The sequence below is a fragment of the Tepidamorphus gemmatus genome (assembly GCF_004346195.1).
GTDB lineage: Bacteria > Pseudomonadota > Alphaproteobacteria > Rhizobiales > Tepidamorphaceae > Tepidamorphus > Tepidamorphus gemmatus.
Genome location: NZ_SMAK01000006.1, coordinates 226,775 through 242,373, shown reverse-complemented (window position 1 = coordinate 242,373; position 15,599 = coordinate 226,775). Strand labels below are relative to the sequence as shown.

The 15,599-nt window shown below is 66.8% G+C and carries 13 protein-coding genes; 3 read left to right on the top strand and 10 right to left on the bottom strand.

Features of this window, described 5'->3' with window-relative positions:
- Positions 1-20 precede the first annotated feature (20 nt).
- Positions 21-1,796 carry an N-acetylglutaminylglutamine amidotransferase gene (locus tag EDC22_RS11750; protein ID WP_132806846.1) on the bottom strand — a complete coding sequence of 592 codons (1,776 nt, stop codon included), beginning with the start codon at positions 1,794-1,796 and terminating at the stop codon, positions 21-23.
- Between the two features lie 150 nt (positions 1,797-1,946).
- Here EDC22_RS11750 and EDC22_RS11745 point away from each other — a divergent pair, with 150 nt between their 5' ends.
- Positions 1,947-2,474 carry a MarR family winged helix-turn-helix transcriptional regulator gene (locus EDC22_RS11745; protein WP_245499730.1) on the top strand — a complete coding sequence of 176 codons (528 nt, stop codon included), beginning with the start codon at positions 1,947-1,949 and terminating at the stop codon, positions 2,472-2,474.
- Between the two features lie 15 nt (positions 2,475-2,489).
- Here the strand turns inward: EDC22_RS11745 and EDC22_RS11740 are convergent, their stop codons facing one another.
- The 9 genes from EDC22_RS11740 to EDC22_RS11705 form a co-directional block, all read right to left on the bottom strand.
- Complete coding sequence (locus tag EDC22_RS11740) at positions 2,490-3,839, bottom strand: DUF3422 family protein (RefSeq protein ID WP_132806845.1); 1,350 nt, start codon at positions 3,837-3,839, stop codon at positions 2,490-2,492.
- A gap of 60 nt (positions 3,840-3,899) precedes the next feature.
- Positions 3,900-5,282 (bottom strand): TRAP transporter large permease, encoded by a 1,383-nt coding sequence (locus EDC22_RS11735; protein ID WP_132806844.1) that lies wholly within the window; start codon positions 5,280-5,282, stop codon positions 3,900-3,902.
- Between the two features lie 15 nt (positions 5,283-5,297).
- Positions 5,298-6,308: a TRAP transporter small permease subunit gene (locus EDC22_RS18025; protein ID WP_207903763.1), complete on the bottom strand. Its 1,011-nt coding sequence runs from the start codon at positions 6,306-6,308 to the stop codon at positions 5,298-5,300.
- A 73-nt stretch (positions 6,309-6,381) separates the two neighbouring features.
- Positions 6,382-7,410, bottom strand: a complete 1,029-nt coding sequence (locus EDC22_RS11725; RefSeq protein ID WP_132806843.1) for a TRAP transporter substrate-binding protein — start codon at positions 7,408-7,410, stop codon at positions 6,382-6,384.
- A gap of 226 nt (positions 7,411-7,636) precedes the next feature.
- Positions 7,637-7,804: a hypothetical protein gene (locus EDC22_RS17940; protein ID WP_165926884.1), complete on the bottom strand. Its 168-nt coding sequence runs from the start codon at positions 7,802-7,804 to the stop codon at positions 7,637-7,639.
- Positions 7,801-9,129, bottom strand: coding sequence for an amidase (locus EDC22_RS11720; RefSeq protein WP_165926883.1), 1,329 nt, complete (start codon positions 9,127-9,129; stop codon positions 7,801-7,803). Before EDC22_RS11720 ends, EDC22_RS17940 begins: the two co-directional genes overlap by 4 nt.
- Positions 9,130-9,157: 28 nt before the next feature.
- Positions 9,158-10,579: a TRAP transporter large permease gene (locus EDC22_RS11715; protein ID WP_132806841.1), complete on the bottom strand. Its 1,422-nt coding sequence runs from the start codon at positions 10,577-10,579 to the stop codon at positions 9,158-9,160.
- Complete coding sequence (locus EDC22_RS11710; protein WP_132806840.1) at positions 10,579-11,217, bottom strand: TRAP transporter small permease subunit; 639 nt, start codon at positions 11,215-11,217, stop codon at positions 10,579-10,581. The genes EDC22_RS11715 and EDC22_RS11710 overlap by 1 nt, the downstream gene beginning before the upstream one ends.
- A gap of 252 nt (positions 11,218-11,469) precedes the next feature.
- Positions 11,470-12,624 (bottom strand): TRAP transporter substrate-binding protein, encoded by a 1,155-nt coding sequence (locus EDC22_RS11705; RefSeq protein WP_425385530.1) that lies wholly within the window; start codon positions 12,622-12,624, stop codon positions 11,470-11,472.
- Positions 12,625-12,975: 351 nt separating this feature from the next.
- Between EDC22_RS11705 and EDC22_RS11700 the strand changes: the two genes are divergently transcribed.
- Complete coding sequence (locus tag EDC22_RS11700; protein ID WP_132806839.1) at positions 12,976-14,127, top strand: alpha-hydroxy acid oxidase; 1,152 nt, start codon at positions 12,976-12,978, stop codon at positions 14,125-14,127.
- Between the two features lie 196 nt (positions 14,128-14,323).
- Complete coding sequence (locus EDC22_RS11695; protein WP_132806838.1) at positions 14,324-15,457, top strand: iron-containing alcohol dehydrogenase; 1,134 nt, start codon at positions 14,324-14,326, stop codon at positions 15,455-15,457.
- Positions 15,458-15,599 lie beyond the last annotated feature (142 nt).

The window sequence follows — 15,599 nt, the reverse complement described above, 5'->3', positions numbered from 1 at the left end:
CTTGCCTCCGTGCGGAAAGGTCATCCCACATGGCTCTGCAGCCACATCTCGAGCAGCGCCACCTGCCACAGCTCCGAGCCGCGCAGTGGAGTGATATGCGCGGCGGGATCGTCCAGCAGCGCGTCGAGATACGGCTGCTGGAACAGATTGCGTTCGCGTGCGGCACGGCTGTGCAGCACGTCGCGCACCATTTCGAGATATGGTCCCTGGATGTATTTCAGCGCCGGAACCGGGAAATAGCCCTTCGGCCGGTCGATCACTGCGGCCGGCAGCACCTGGCGCGCAACATCCTTGAGAATGCCCTTGCCGCCGTCCTTGAGCTTGAGGCTGCCCGGCACCCGGGCGGCGAGTTCCACCAGTTCATGGTCGAGGAACGGGACACGGGCCTCCAGCCCCCAGGCCATCGTCATGTTGTCGACCCGCTTCACCGGATCGTCGACCAGCATGACGGTGGCGTCGAGCCTGAGCGCCCGGTCAAGCGGCGTGCCGGCGCCGGATCTGGCGAAGTGGTCGGCCACCAGCTCGCGGCTCGCATCCGTTCCGCACAGGGCAGCGGGGTTCACCTGCCGGCGCAGAGTCGCGTCGTCGCGATCGAAGAAGTGTCGGGCATAGTCGTCGACGATGTCGTTCGACTCCGCCAGCGGCGGGTACCAGTGATAGCCGCCGAATACCTCGTCGGCGCCCTGGCCGCTCTGCACCACCTTGATGTGCTTCGACACCTCCTGGCTGAGCAGGTAGAAGCCCACAGTGTCATAGGACACCATCGGCTCCGACATCGCCTCGATGGTGCCGGGTAGCGCATCCATCAGCCGCTCGGACGCAACGAAGATCTTGGTGTGATCGGTGCCGTAGTGCTCGGCGACCATGTCGGAATAGACGAACTCGTCGCCTTTCTCGCCGAACGCCTCCTCGAAGCCGATCGAGAAGGTTTTGAGGCCAGTCTGGCCGGCCTCGGCGAGCAGCGCCACCACGAGGCTCGAATCGACGCCGCCCGACAACAGCACGCCGACCGGCACATCCGCGACCATGCGCCGTTCGACAGCCTGGCGCAGCGCCGCACCGACCTGCTCGCGCCACAGCTCGGCGGGCATCGCGATCTCGTCGGCGGTTCGGTCGAATTCCGGCGCCCAGTAGACGCGGTCGTTGCTGCGGCCGTCGGGTTCGACGATGCGGATCGTCGCGGGCGGCAGCTTGCGCACCCCGTTGAGGATGGTGCGCGGCGGCGGTACCACGGCATGGAACGTCATGTAGGTGTGCAGGGCGACCGGATCGATCGAGGTGTCGACGTCGCCGGCGGCCAGCAGCGCCGGCAGGGTCGAGGCGAAGCGCAGTCGGCCAGCGCTCTCGGCCAGATAAAGCGGCTTGATGCCGAAGCGGTCGCGGCCGAGGATCAGCCGGCCGCTGTCGCGCTCGTGGATCGCGAAGGCGAACATGCCATGAAAGCGGTCGACGCAGTCCATCCCCCAGGCGTGCCAGGCCTTGAGGATCACCTCGGTGTCGCCGGTCGAGAAGAAGCGGTAGCCCATCGCCTGCAGATCGTCCCGCAGCTGCGGGTAGTTGTATATGCAGCCGTTGAAGGCTATGGAGAGGCCCAGATCGGCGTCGACCATCGGCTGCTCGGCGCGCGCCGACAGGTCGATGATGGTCAGGCGGCGGTGGCCGAGGCCCACCCGGTCGCGCAACAGCAGGCCGGCGCCATCGGGGCCGCGCGGCGCCAGCGCCTCGGTCATTCGGGCCATCGCAGCCGCATCCGCATGCGAGCCGTCGAATCGCACTTCTCCGCAGAAACCGCACATGATCTTGTGGTGAAACTCCGTGGTAATGAATGGAGCCCCGCGGACGACACCGCGTCCGGGCGCTGCGTCAACGCACGAGGGGCGGGCTGGGTTGCCTATTTGTTTACAGGACAAATGTTTTGAGGTCAAATCAAAGCAGGATAACCGAGCGTGACCACCGATCCTTCCGGCCCCACTGATCCTGCCGAGCTGACCATTCCCCTGGTTGCGGGCGCGCACGCCTCCTGCGATCCCAGCGAGGCGCAGGACGTGTTGCGCGCCATCCGGCGCATCATCCGCGCCGTCGACATCCATTCCAAGCGCGTGGCGCGACAGAGTGGACTGACGCTGCCGCAGCTCGTCGTGCTGTTGGCGATCCGTGATCTCGGCGAGGTCACCACGCGGACGATTGCTGCGCATGCGAGTCTCAGCCAGGCGACCGTGACGACCATCCTCGACAATCTGGAACCGCGCGGTCTCGTGGTCCGCGACCGCAGCCTGCGCGACCGCCGGATCGTGCATCCCCGCCTGACCGAATCCGGCCGTGCGGTGCTCTCCAGCGCGCCGCCGGTCATGCGCGAAGCCTTCACGGCTGCCTTCGCCGCACTGACGCCCGAAACGCGGCAGACGATCGTCACCTCGTTCGAGATGGTGGCGACGCTGATGGAGGCGGCGGGGCAGGACGAAGTCCGGGACTGACGGCGGCGAGGAGCCTCAATCCCCCTCGCGATGTCCGCGCCGGATGCGCCGGACCACGAGCCACACCACCAGCACCGAGACCGGGACCGCGGCCGCCGTGGCGACGGTGGGATCGAAGGGCAGGCCCAGTATCGTCTCGCCGCCCTTCGCCAGATAGCCGACCAGACCGACGACATAGTAGCTGACGGCCGCCACCGAGAGGCCCTCGACCGTCTGCTGCAGCCGCAATTGCTGGCGGGCACGCCGGTTCATGGAGTCGAGCAGGTCGCGGTTCTGGCTTTCGAGCTCGATATCGACCCGCGTGCGCAGCAGGTTCGAGGTGCGGGCGAGCTTCTGCGCGAGATCGTCGAGCCGGCCTTCGACGGTCTCGCAGGTTCTCAGCGCCGGCTTGATGCGCCGGGCAAGGAAGCTTTCGAGCGTTCCGAAGCCCTGCACCCGCTCCTCGCGGATCGACAGTATGCGCTGCTCGACGATCTCCCAGTAGGCCCGCGTCGCCCCGAACCGGTAGGAGGCCGCCGCCGCCTCCGCTTCGATGCCCGCGGCCAGGTCGATCAGCCGCGCCAGCAGCTCGCGGCTCGAGTCGAAACCTGCCTCGGTCCGCATCTGGCGGATCAGCCCGGTGAGCTCCGCTTCGATTGTGTCGAGAACCGGTCCGAGACGGCGCGCCTCGGGCAGTCCGAGCAGGGTCAGCGTCCGGTAGGTCTCGATCTCGAGCAGGCGCTGCACGAGGGCCCCGGCCCGACCGGGGGACAGGTCGCGGCTGGCGACGAGAATGCGGGTAAAGCCGGAAGCGTCCGGCCTGAAGTCGGTGGCGACGATGGCCGCGCCGCCGTCGACCTCGGAGGCGCTCAGACTCGCCGGGTCGAACATGCCGAGGTCCGGAACATCTTCGCCCGCGTGGATCAGCGCGAGCCGCGTCGCCACGATCAGCGGACCGGGCGCCTTCGGCAGGAAGGCAGCGAGCGAGGCGATGTTTGGGGCTGCGAAGGGGTCGCCTGGCGGAGGGGCAACCGACAGCGTCATGGTCGTGAACTCGGTGTGGAGCTCCCAGCGCAGCTCGGCGCCACCAAGCGCGACAATATGATGTCGCGCGGCCGGATCTGGCGGCAGCGCGCCGTGCGCGCGACAGAAGCGGGCGAGCGATTCGTAGGCGCTGCCGTCGTCGAAGCGCGATTCGAACGCCATGTGATGCAGCACGCGCGGCGGCTCCACCGGACGGAACGGTCGCGTGTGCACCTCGCCGACCGCGGCGTCCCTGTGCCGGTGCGGCTCGAATCCGGCAGCCGGCTGCCTGGCCGCCTGCGCAGCGGCGCCGCCGGCAGCTGCGTCGTCCACTCCCGTTGCGGTCGATCCGCCATCTCTCATGTCGCTGCGCTCCTAAAACGGACCGGCACTATCGTGCGACCGGTCCCCAACGGCAAGCGTTCAGCGCAGCAGCATGCTCGGCAGCCAGAGCACGAGCGCGGGAAAGGCGATACACAGGGCAAGGCCGACCACCTGCAGCGTGACGAACGGAATGATGCCCCGGTAGATCTGCTGGATCGTGACGCCGGGCGGCGCGACGCCCTTCATGTAGAACAGCGCGAATCCGAAGGGCGGCGTCAGGAACGAGGTCTGCAGGTTCACCGCCGCCAGCACCAGGAACCAGATGATGTTGGCCTTCGCCACTCCCTCCCATGTCCCGACGTGATCGCCGAAATCGAGCAGGCCGATGATCGGCGCGAACACCGGCAGCACGATCAGGGTGATCTCGATCCAGTCGAAGAAGAAGCCGAGCAGGAAGATCATCAGCATCAGCACCAGCAGGATGCTCCACGGCCCGACGCCGGTCGCCTTGATGAAATCGACGATCAGATGCTCGCCGCCCAGTGTGCGGAACACGAAGGAGAAGGCGGTGGCGCCGACGAAGATGCCGAACAGCATGCCGCCGGTCAGCGCCGAGCGCTGGCAGACCTCGACGAACACCTTCCAGGACAGCTGGCGGTTGATCGCCGCGAGCAGGACCGAGCCGCCGGCGCCGACGCCGGCCGCCTCGGTCGGCGTGGCGAAGCCCGCGAAGATCGAGCCAAGCACGAGGACGATCAGTGCGATCGGCGGGACGAAGCTGCGCAGTATCATCGCCCAGAATTCGCCGCGCGTCGTGGGTCCGATGTCGTCGGGCAGCGGCGGCGCGAGGTCGGGCTTCAAATGGCAGAGTGTCCAGATGTAGCCCGCGTAGAGAAGCGACAGCAGCAGGCCGGGCACGATCGCGCCGACGAACACGGTGCCGACGGGAACCGACAGCAGGTCGGCCATGATGACCAGCATGATCGAGGGCGGGATCAGGATCCCGAGCGTGCCCGATGCGGCGATCGTGCCGGTGGCAAGCGGCATGTTGTAGCGCCGCTCGAGCATCACCGGCAGTGCCAGCAGCGTCATCATCACCACCGAGGCGCCGATGATGCCGGTGGTCGCGGCCATGATGGTGCCCATCAGCGTCACCGACAGCGCCAGGCCGCCGGGCACGCGCCGCAGCAGAACCTGCAGCGCCTGCAACAGGTCGCGTGCGACGCCTGACTTCTCCAGCATCGTCCCCATGAAGATGAACATGGGTATGGCGACCAGCACCGGACTTTCCATCGTCCCGCCGTAGATCCGCAGCGGAATGAGGGCGAGCTGCTGGAGCCGGAACACGCCGAACAGATCGCCGATCAGCGCAAAGGCGAGGCCGACACCGCCGAGGATGAAGGCTACCGGATAGCCGGTGAACAGCAGCACCGCCAGCGCGACGAACATCCACAACGGCAGAAGCTCGACGAACATTGCCATGGTCGTGGCCCAGCCTCAGCGATCGGTCTGCGCCGGCCGCAGGTCCTGCGGCACGTCGGCATGGTGGGTGCCGGCGTAATAGCCGGCCTTCTGACGCAGGCACGCCGGTCCGAACAGGTAGACCAGGCATTTCACCGCCACCGAGACGCCTGCGAGCGCCAGCACGAGAAAGCCGAGCGGCAGGAAGCCCTTGATGAGGAAGCGCAGTGGCAGCCCGGTCTGCGCCGAGGAGCCCTCCATGATCTCGTAGGACTTCTGGGCGAAGTCGTAGCCGTAGCGCATGACGACGTAGCAGTAGGCGACCAGGAAGAAGCAGCAGCCGATGAGTTCGATCCACACCCGGGCACGTGGCTCCAGCCGGTCGCGGACCAGTTCGATACGCACATGCGCGTCACGGATATAGGCAAAGCCGAAGCACATCACGAACAGGATGGCGTGCAGGTGCCATTCGGCCTCCTGCAGCTTGGTCGAGGAGAAGATCCGATACCATTCGGTCTGCGAGAAGGCGGGCCAGAAATCCAGCATCTTACGCTGGGTGACGTCATAGATGATGATGATGATCATCGGCACGTACAGGAACGATGCCGCCTTGCCGATGTTCACGGTCAGCGCGCCGAGTGCGTCACTTTCCGCGAGGAACTTGTGCCATCCACCATCCGGTGCGCGCCGCACGGCGACACGGACGGCCAGCGCCACGAGCAGCAGACAGGCAACGATCAGGTAGCCGGCGATCGGCGCGGTGACATCGTGCACGGCCAGAATGGTGGCCGCGCCCGGCTCGCCAGCGTCCACCGCCCGGCGCAGCGCGGTCGTCTCGGCGCGCGTCATCTCGAAGGCGTCGTCGACTGGCGCCGATACTGCCATCAGCGCGGCCGCGGTGAGGAAGTAGCCCGGGCGGCTGCCCCAAAGGGCCGCGCCGAACAGCGCGAGGAATCCGACGACCAATGCGATCCAGTGCAGACCAAATGGCGCCATCACCACGGCGAACGCCGACAGGACGGCGACCACGGCGCTCAACGTACCCATGTCGATGACCTGTGCGATCAGGACGGGGAGCACGGTCCCGGCGGCCGGGACCGTGCTGCCGACGGACGGCCGACTAGTTCAGGTAGCCGAGTTCCTTCCAGCGCTTGTAGCGGTCGCGGAACGCGGAGAGGGATTCCCAGGCTCGCGCGAAGTCGGCATCGGCGGCAACCTGTTCTGCGATCACCTCGTCCCAGGCCGCCTCCAACGCCGCCAGCATCTCGGGCGACCATTGGCGGATGTTCACGCCCTTGGATTCGAGCTCCTCGAGCGCGGCGAACTGGATGGCCTCGCCTTCGGCCAGACCATAGGTGATGCCGGCGTCGCACACCGCCTCGATCTGCGCCTTCGTCACCTCGTCGAGGCTTTCCCACAGGTCGAGGTTGATCATCAGGTCGAACAGGGTCGACTGCTGATGCCATCCCGGGAAGTAGTAGTACTTGGCGACCTGATAGAAGCCCAGATTGAGGTCGATTGCCGGCATCGAGAACTCGGTCGCGTCGATGGTGCCGAGTTCCAGCGCCGGGAAGATGTCACCGCCGGCCAGGAGCTGCGTCGAGACGCCCATCTTTTCCATGACCTTGGCGCCGAGCCCGAAGAACCGCATCTTCAGGCCCTGCAGGTCGGCGGGCGAATTGATCTCCTTCTTGAACCAGCCCGAGGCTTCCGGCGCGATGATGCCACAGTGGATGCCGTGAATGCCGTACTTGTGGTAGATCTCCTCGAACAGTTCCTTGCCGCCGCCGAACTTGATCCAGGCGAGATATTCGCCCGCCTGCGGACCGAAGGGGACGGCTGCGAACAGCTGCAGCGACGGCACCTTGCCCGCCCAGTAGCCGGGTGTCGACCAGCCGGCCTCGACGGCGCCAGAAGCGACCGCGTCGAACACCTCGAGGGCGGGTACCAGCGCGCCGGGCTCCTGGAAGACGAGTTCGACCTTGCCATCAGTGACGAGGGTAACCTGCTCGGCAATGCGCTTGCCGAGCGTGCCCAGCTGGGTCAGCGAGCCCGGATAGGTCGACTGCATGTTCCAGGTTTCAGCCTGGGCCGCGCCGCACAGGCCGACGGATACGGCCAGCACGGAAGACGCAATAAGTCTTTTCATCGGATGCATTCCCTCCCTGGAAGTACCGCGCAATTGCCCGGTCGCGGCGTTCTTTGTCCGCGTCGCGCTTCATGCGCGTGTCCGTCAAACTAGACCGAAGCAGACGGCCTTTGCCAGCCATTTATTTCGGCGGCGCAGCCGCGGAGACGGCAGGTTGCCGCACATTATCTGGGCAGGAAGCATCTGGGCAGGAAGCGCGGTCTGGGCAGGGAACGCGGAACACGCCTCAGGCGCGCGGGCGCCCGAGCTGTCGGTAGAAGTCATAGGCGATCATCATGACGACCGCCACCAGCACGAGTCCGAGATCGAGCCGCCGCACGAACACCAGCAGGACGCCGAGGAAGGCGGCGACCAGGGCGAGGGTGAGAACAGCCAGGATACGGTCGCTGATCATCGCGTTTCCTCCGCCACACGCTCGCTGAGCCAGCGTGCCGTCCGCAGCAGCCGGCCGTCCTGGCCGTGTCGCCCGACAAGCTGGACACCGATCGGCATGCCGTCACTGCCTGCCAGCAGCGGCACGGTCACCGCCGGGAGGCCGCAATAGGTCCAGGTGGTGCAGAAGGCCGGATCGCCGGTCGTTTCCAGCGAGGCCGGCGCCTGGCCGGTCGTCGCCGGCGTCACGATGGCGTCATAGCGCTCGAAGATCTGTTCGAGGCCGGCATTGAGGACACGCACCCAATCGTTGGCGAGAATGTAGTCGACCGCGCGGATCGTCCGACCGTCCTCGATGATGGCCTGCAGACGCTCGCTCAGCCGGTCGCGGCCGCTTTCCCAATAGCGGGCGAAACTGCGGGCGATGTCGGCGTGGAGAACGGTCCGGTGCAGCTCCAGCGCCCGGTCGAACGGCTCGGGAAGATCGAAGCTGTCGGCTTGCGCGCCGAGGATGTCTGCCAGTTCCGCGAAGGCCTCGACGAGATCGGGTTCGGCACGCTCCCACACCGGCGTGCGCACGATGGCGAGCTGCGGCTTCACCGGTACGGGGCTGGTGGCGATTTCGGCGAGCCGCGGCGGTCCGGACGGCCGCATCGCCTCGTCGGCGGGGTCGTAACCGGCGATCGCATCGCCGATCAGGGCCACATCCTCGATGGATCGCGCCATGGTGCCGACCGTATCGAACAGTGGCGACTGGGTCAGCACCCCGCTGCGCGACACCAGCCCGCGGCTTGGCTTGTAGCCGACGATGCCGCAGTACGAGGCCGGGCGGATCACCGAGCCGTTGGTCTGCGTGCCGAGCGCGCCAGGCACCATGCATGCCGCGACAGCGGCGGCCGAGCCCGAGGAGGAGCCGCCCGGGGTTCGTGCGAGATCGCGCGGATTGCGCGTATTGCCGGGCGTGTAGACGGCGAGTTCGGTGGTCACCGTCTTGCCGAGGATGACGGCGCCGGCCTCCCGCAGCCGTGCCACTGCCGTCGCATCCCGTGTCGGCCGCCGACCGGCCTCGATCGGCGTGCCGCGCTCGCAGGGGAGACCGGCGGCGTCGATGATGTCCTTGATGCCGATCGGCACCCCGTGCAACGGCCCGAGCGGCCGCCCCGCCGCACGGCGCCGGTCGAGCGCGCGGGCCTGCTCCAAGGCGTAGTCGGCGTCGACATGCGCCCAGGCGCCGACCTCCGCATCGACCTCTGCGATACGGTCGAGATAGGCGCGGGTGACGTCCTCGGCCTTCGCCTCGCCGTTGCTGACGAGGCGGGCCGTCTCGGCCACGCCGAGTGCGGTCATGCCGGGATCGGCCCGCCGTCTGGCGCTGCTAGCGACCATAGAAATACTCCGGCAGGCCCAGGGCGATCTGCGGAAAGACGTAGAGGATCACCATCGCCAGCAGGATCATGCCGAGATAGGGCATTACGCCCGCGAAGATCTGCATCAGCTGCACCTGCGGCGGCGCGATGCCCTTCAGATAGTAGGCCGACATCGCCATCGGTGGCGTCAGGAACGACGTCTGCAGGTTGAGCGCGATCAGGATGCCGAAGAACAGCGGATCGATGCCGAAATGCGGTAGCAGCGGCAGGAAGATCGGTACGAAGATGATGATGATCTCGCTCCATTCCAGCGGCCAGCCGAGCGCGAAGATGATCACCTGTGCCAGGATCAGGAACATGAGCGGCGACAGCTCCAGGCCCAGCACGAACTCCTCGATCAGCTTCTCGCCGCCGAGATAGGAGAACACCGAGGAAAAGGTCCACGAACCGACGAACAGCCAGCAGACCATCGCCGAGGTGCGCACGGTCAGATAGACCGATTCCTTCAGACGATCCCAGGTCAGCGAGCGATAGATCGCAGCCAGCAGCAGCCCGCCGAGCGCCCCCACTGCGGCAGCCTCCGACGGCGTGGCGAGGCCGAACAGGATCGCCCCGAGCACCGACAGGATGAGGGCGGCCAGCGGCACGAAGGAGGTGACCAGCATCATCGCGACCTGCGTCCCGCTGACCGTGCCGATGTCCTCCTCGCGCGGCTTGGGGGCGAGGCTCGGATTGAGCATCGCCCGTGCGGTCACGTAGACGATGTAGAGGCCGGCGAGCAGGAAGCCGGGCAGGAGCGCACCGGCATAGAGCTTGACGATCGAGACGCCGGACGTCGCCGCGTAGACGATCAGCATGATCGAGGGCGGGATCAGGATGCCGAGGCAGCCTCCGGCGCAGATCACGCCGGCCGCGTAGCTCGTATCGTAACGCGCCTTCAGCATCGCCGGTAGCGCCAGCAGTCCCATCAGCGTCACCACGGCACCGACGATTCCCGTGGCCGTGGCGAACAGCGCGCAGGTGACGAGCGCTGCGATCGCCATCGAGCCGGGCAGACGTCGGGCGGCGATGTTGAGGGATTCGAACAGGCGGGACACGATATTGGCCCGCTCGACGACATAGCCCATGAACAGGAACAGCGGCACCGCGGTCAGCACGTCGTTCTGCATGACCGAGTAGGTCTGGTTGACGAGCAGATCGAAGATGCGGTTGTTGATCAGTGCGCTGACCCACGCGAGGAAGCTGTCGAGCGCGCTGGGGTCCTCGCCGGCGAGTCGCCGCATGATGAACTGCAGGCGTTCGGCGTCATGGTAGGCGTAGTAGCCGAAGCCGACACCCATCGCCATCAGCGTGAAGGCGATGGGAAAGCCGAGCAGGATGACGAGGATGAAGATCCCCAGCATCATCACCGCGACATAGGGATCGCTCATCAGCGCGTGCCTCCGGTCGTCTGGTCGCCCTCCGGACGGACGATGTCCACCGCCTCGTCACCGTGCAGCAGCGCCTCGCGATGTTCCTCGTCCAGGAGCAGCTTCTCGAGTTCCTCGACATCCTCGAGGTGACGTGGCCAGGCGCCTGTGCGCATGCACACGAGGCAGCGCATGATCTGGGCGATGCCTTGCAGGAACAGCAGCACGCCCGCGGCCACGATGATGGTCTTGAACTGGAAGATGGGGATGCCGGCCGGGCTGAAGCTCGATACCTCCAGGAACCGCCAGGAGCGACCGGCATATTTCCATCCGGCCACCACCAGCGCGATTACGCCGGGAAAGAAGAACAGGAAATACAGGATGAACTCCACCGTCGCCTGCGTGCGCGGCTTCCAGAGCCGATACAGGAAGTCGCCGCGCACATGGCCGTCGCGCGACAGCGTGTACGCCCCGCCCATCATGAACAGGGCGCCGTAGCAGATGTAATTGACATCATAGGCCCAGGGCGTGGGGCTGCGCAGCAAGTATCGGACGAAGACCTCGTAACCGACACCGAGCGTCATCACCATGATCAGCCAGGCAAAGCCCTTGCCGAACCATGCGGAGATCTTGTCGATCAACAGGATCGCCTGAACCATCCTCGAACGGCCGCTCCCTCCCGCGACACGGCGTCGTCCGATGGCCCAGGATGCTGCCCAGGGGTCACCAGGCGCCGCTGTCGCCGCCATTGTAAGCCCGGCCCGGACGCCCGGATATGCCCGCCCGTCCACACTCGAGAGCCGGTGTCGCGACGTTGCCCGCCGCTGCCGCGCCGACGCATCGTCTGCTCAATCGACGGGGCGGCGCATGAGCGCCGCCCCCTGTGCGGCATCAGCCAATTGCCGTCCCGCTCAGAACGTGATGCGGCCCGGGAAGTGGTGCTTGTAGGCCATCTTGAAGTCGGCGGCATTCATCAGGTCGTAGTAGGCGACCCGTTCCACCCATGCCTTCTGGCTCTCCACCACCCGCTTGAAGAAGGGGTCCGCCTCGAGGCCCGGCAGCAGCTTGTCCCAGGCTTCCATCTGGGCCTCCATGATCGACTGCGGCGTGCGCACCACGTTGACGCCCATGTCGATCAGCTTCTGAAGGTCGGCCGAGTAGTTGTCCATCGCCAGCGCGTAGTTGGCGGTGTTCGCGGCCTCGACGCCGTACTTCAGGATCGCCTGCAGGTCCTCCGGCAGCGAATCGAAGCGATCCTTGTTGAAGATGATCTCGAAGAACTCGTTGGCCTGGTGGAACGAGCCGAGCATGTAGTTCTTGGCAACGTCCTGCGCGCCAAACCGGCTGTCCGAGGTCGGATTGTTGAACTCGAACGCGTCGATGACGCCGCGCTCCATCGCCGGCACGATCTCGCCGCCGGGAAGCTGGGTCACCGACACGCCCATCTCCTGGAACAGGTCCGCGGCGAGGCCGACCGTGCGGTACTTCAGGCCCTTCAGCTCGTCGACGGACTTGATCTCGGTCTTGAACCAGCCGAGCGGCTGGGTCGGCATCGGTGTGGCGAAGAAACCGACCAGATTGAGGCCGAGAATGTCCTGGATCAGCTCGTCATAGAGTTCCTGTCCGCCGCCGGCATAGATCCACGCCAGCATGTGCTGGGCATTGCCGCCGAAGATCGGGCCGGTTCCGAACAGCGAGGCGGCCTTGTTCTTCCCATACCAGTACACCGTCACGGTGTGGGCGCAGTCGAGGATGCCGTCGTGGCAGGCGTCCTGGACCTGGAACGCGCCGACCACGGCGCCAGCCGGCAGAAGATCGATCTTGAGCCGCCCGCCGGACATCTGCTCGACGCGGTCGACATACTGCTGGGCCATTTCCTGGAAGATGTCCGACGCCGTCCACGAGGACTGCATCTTCAGCGTGATCGTCTGCGCGCGCGAAACGTTCGGCATCGCCACGGTCGCAGCCGCACCGCCGGCCACGGTCGCTGCGCCGGCGAGGAAGCGGCGGCGGCTGGTGCTCTTCGGCGCGTCAGCCCTGGTTTCTGCCGTGATGCGAGTCATCATCCAACCCTCCCTGTTGTTGCTCGGATCCGCAACGATGTCGCGAACCGTCGGAATATGTCCGGATCGCATCTCGCCGGCACCAACCGGCGCGCGCCGGATCTCCCCGAACCCATCATTCTGCCGTTTCAGCGGGTTCATGCCGAGGTTATTGTTACATTGAGCCGAAGCCCGCGGCCGGAGGCAACCTAAATCGTCGCAATGGACTTGTTCCGGCCGGGAAAGGTTGCTGTGCACAGCCGGCCAGCCAGCCATCCGGGGCATCGCATCTTCACAGCCGGGGCATCGTCCCTGTATCAAGAACCGCCGGGTCGGCGCGGCTCGGCAGGCCAGACGCATGGGAGGAAGACAGGCATGGCGGTCGTCTGCGAGATCCGGGACCTGGAGCGACTGGCGCGCCGCCGTGTCCCCAAGATGTTCTTCGACTACGCGAATTCCGGCGCCTGGACGGAAAGCACCTACCGCGCCAATTCCGAAGATTTCGCCAGGATCAAGTTGCGCCAGCGCGTTGCCGTCGACATGTCGGATCGCTCGCTCGAGACGACGCTCGTCGGGCAGCGGGTCTCGATGCCGGTGGTGCTGGCCCCGGTCGGGCTGACCGGCATGCAGTATCCCGACGGTGAGATCGCGGCGGCGCGGGCCGCGGCGGCGGCCGGCGTACCCTATACGTTGTCGACGATGAGCATCTGCTCGATCGAAACCGTGGCCGCTGCCACCACGACGCCGTTCTGGTTCCAGCTCTACGTCATGCGCGACCGTGATTTCGTCGGCAGCCTCATCGACCGCGCCAAGGCGGCCGGCTGCTCGGCGCTGGTCCTGACGCTCGACCTGCAGATTCTCGGCCAGCGCCACAACGACATCCGCAACGGCCTGTCGACACCGCCGAAGTTCACGCCCAAGCATCTCTGGCAGATGGCCACCAGGCCGGGCTGGTGCCTCAGGATGCTGCGCACGAGGAACCGAACCTTCGGCAACATCGTCGGCCACGCCAAGGGTGTCGACGACCTCTCCTCGCTGTCCTCCTGGACCAGCCAGCAGTTCGATCCGCGGCTGAGCTGGAAGGACATCGAGTGGGTCAAGCAGCGTTGGGGCGGCCCGCTGATCCTCAAGGGCATTCTCGACGTGGAGGATGCGCGCAGGGCGCTCGACACCGGCGCCGATGCGATCAGCGTCTCCAACCATGGCGGCCGACAGCTCGACGGTGCACCGTCCTCGATCTCGGTGCTGCCGGAGATCGTCGATGCGGTCGGCGATCGCATCGAGATCCACATGGACGGCGGTGTGCGCTCCGGTCAGGACGTGCTGAAGGCCCTCTGTCTGGGCGCGAAGGGCGTCCACATCGGTCGCGCCTACATCTACGGTCTTGCCGCCATGGGCGGGCCCGGGGTCAGCTTGGCCCTCGACATCATCCGCAAGGAGCTGGACATCACCATGGCGCTTTGCGGCGAGCGCCGCGTCGCCGATCTGAGCCGGACGAACCTCTACCACGAAGGCCGGCAGGACTGAGCGGGGATCCGCCCCGATCCGGGAGCACCGCTCGAGGACGGTCCGGGAGGATTTCGCCAGGCACGCTCTCCATGCCACGTACGGTGTTCTGCATTCGCGGCTGCCGGGAAGGTGGACAATGCCCGCCCTCTCGTCGACTATCCGCCGCCTCGAACGAACGCCGGCGCGACCGGCGACAGCATCGGACGGAGCCCGAATGTCTTCACTGATCACCTATCTCACCACCATCCGCTTCGGCGAGGGCTGCGTTGCCGAGATCGGCGAGGATCTCGACCAGCTGGGAATCCGGCGCGCGCTGATCGTGGCCGACAAGGGCGTCGTCGGTGCGGGCCTGGTCGAGCGCGTGACGGACGCGATGTCGCAGGACCGCATAGCGGGGGTGTTCGACGACACGCCGTCGAATCCGACCGAGCGGGCGGCGCGCAAGGCGCTCGAGCTGTACCGGGCGTGCGGAGCCGACGGCATCGTCGCGGTCGGCGGTGGCTCGCCGATCGACCTCGCCAAGGCCGTGGCGCTGATGGCAACCCATGACGGTGCCTTCGAATCCTACGCGGCGATCCTTGGCGGCGTGCCGCGGATCACCGCCGCCGTCGCCCCGGTGATCGCCATACCGACGACGGCTGGCACCGGTTCGGAGGTCGGGCGCGCTGCGCTGATCACCCTCGATGACGGCCGCAAGCTCGGCTTCATCTCGCCGCATCTGTTCCCGAAGCGGGCGGTGTGCGATCCGGAGCTGACCTATGGCCTGCCGCCCGGCCTCACCGCCGCGACCGGCATGGATGCGATCAGCCACTGTGTCGAGACCTTCCTGTCGCCGAAGTTCAACCCGCCTGCCGACGCCATCGCGCTCGACGGTCTGGGACGCGCCGTCCGCCATCTGCGCCGCGCCGTCGCAGACGGCTCGGACAAGGAGGCGCGGCGCGAGATGATGATCGCTGCCCTGCATGGCGGCCTCACCTTCCAGAAGGGGCTTGGCGCGATTCACGCGATTTCCCATCCGCTCGGCGGGCTTGAGGAGCCCTCGCTCCACCATGGCACGCTGAACGCGGTGCTGCTGCCGCACGTGCTGCGCTTCAACGAGGCGGCTGCGGGCGCCAAGTACGAGGCGATGCGCGCGGCGATGGGGCTGGCCGCAGGCACCGATCTCGCCGCCTGGTTCGATGGCCTCAACCGCGAGATCGGCATGCCTCGATCGCTGTCGCAGATGGGGCTTCCGCGCCAGGCGATCCCGCCGGTGATCGATGGCGCGCTCGCCGACCATTCGGGGCCGACCAATCCGCGCCCGCTCGACCGGGCCGCTGTCACCGCGCTGATCGAGGCGGCCTACTGAGCCGGGCGAGCCGGCGGCGCGCTTCGGGCATTCCGGCATGGCAGCCTGCAGCGTCGGCTGCTAAACAGGCGCGGCTATGCACGGGCGGCGCACGCCGCACAGGCCGCGCCTGCTGCGGTCGGGCTCGGGGACGGACGGTCGA

What these genes read in the sequence shown, in the direction of transcription:
- EDC22_RS11750 (WP_132806846.1), bottom strand. Translation starts at nt 1,796, where the DNA reads ATGTGCGGTTTCTGCGGAGAAGTGCGATTCGACGGCTCGCATGCGGAT.
- EDC22_RS11740 (WP_132806845.1), bottom strand. Translation starts at nt 3,839, where the DNA reads ATGAGAGATGGCGGATCGACCGCAACGGGAGTGGACGACGCAGCTGCC.
- EDC22_RS11735 (WP_132806844.1), bottom strand. Translation starts at nt 5,282, where the DNA reads ATGGCAATGTTCGTCGAGCTTCTGCCGTTGTGGATGTTCGTCGCGCTG.
- EDC22_RS18025 (WP_207903763.1), bottom strand. Translation starts at nt 6,308, where the DNA reads ATGGGTACGTTGAGCGCCGTGGTCGCCGTCCTGTCGGCGTTCGCCGTG.
- EDC22_RS11725 (WP_132806843.1), bottom strand. Translation starts at nt 7,410, where the DNA reads ATGAAAAGACTTATTGCGTCTTCCGTGCTGGCCGTATCCGTCGGCCTG.
- EDC22_RS17940 (WP_165926884.1), bottom strand. Translation starts at nt 7,804, where the DNA reads ATGATCAGCGACCGTATCCTGGCTGTTCTCACCCTCGCCCTGGTCGCC.
- EDC22_RS11720 (WP_165926883.1), bottom strand. Translation starts at nt 9,129, where the DNA reads ATGACCGCACTCGGCGTGGCCGAGACGGCCCGCCTCGTCAGCAACGGC.
- EDC22_RS11715 (WP_132806841.1), bottom strand. Translation starts at nt 10,579, where the DNA reads ATGAGCGATCCCTATGTCGCGGTGATGATGCTGGGGATCTTCATCCTC.
- EDC22_RS11710 (WP_132806840.1), bottom strand. Translation starts at nt 11,217, where the DNA reads ATGGTTCAGGCGATCCTGTTGATCGACAAGATCTCCGCATGGTTCGGC.
- EDC22_RS11705 (WP_425385530.1), bottom strand. Translation starts at nt 12,624, where the DNA reads ATGATGACTCGCATCACGGCAGAAACCAGGGCTGACGCGCCGAAGAGC.
- EDC22_RS11700 (WP_132806839.1), top strand. Translation starts at nt 12,976, where the DNA reads ATGGCGGTCGTCTGCGAGATCCGGGACCTGGAGCGACTGGCGCGCCGC.
- EDC22_RS11695 (WP_132806838.1), top strand. Translation starts at nt 14,324, where the DNA reads ATGTCTTCACTGATCACCTATCTCACCACCATCCGCTTCGGCGAGGGC.